This is a genomic window from Bacillus sp. JJ664 (assembly GCF_036962205.1).
Lineage (GTDB): Bacteria > Bacillota > Bacilli > Bacillales > Bacillaceae_G > Gottfriedia.
This window is the reverse complement of the sequence record NZ_JBALMS010000044.1, coordinates 1-328: the sequence shown is the minus strand read 5'-3', so window position 1 is coordinate 328 and position 328 is coordinate 1. Positions and strand designations below refer to the sequence as shown.

1 protein-coding gene is annotated in these 328 nt (G+C 29.3%); it reads left to right on the top strand.

The features are described 5' to 3' along the window. Positions 1-213 precede the first annotated feature (213 nt). Positions 214-328: hypothetical protein (locus tag V7056_RS07545; protein ID WP_499700726.1), on the top strand; the 115-nt coding region annotated here is incomplete at its 3' end.

The following is a 328-nucleotide window of genomic DNA, read 5'->3' as shown; positions in this document are numbered from 1 at the left end:
TTTAAGAAAAAACTTTAATATTGTAATAGGCTAATTGTTAACATTTTGTGACAATTATTACGAAATAATTTGACAAATTTCCCTATAGAATAGTTTGCTCACTAATGTACTAAGTTATGTCGCATAGAAAAGTTTGCTCACTATTGTACTAAGTTATCTCGTTTAGGTAACAGTAGGAAAGTACTTAATATAATTAAAAGGATGGTTAGTATCATGAATAAGCCTAAGATTGTAATCCTTGGAGCTGGGTACGGTGGTATTATTACTGCAACTCGACTTCAAAAAACATTATCTGCAAATGAGGCAGAAATTACTTTAGTAAATAAAA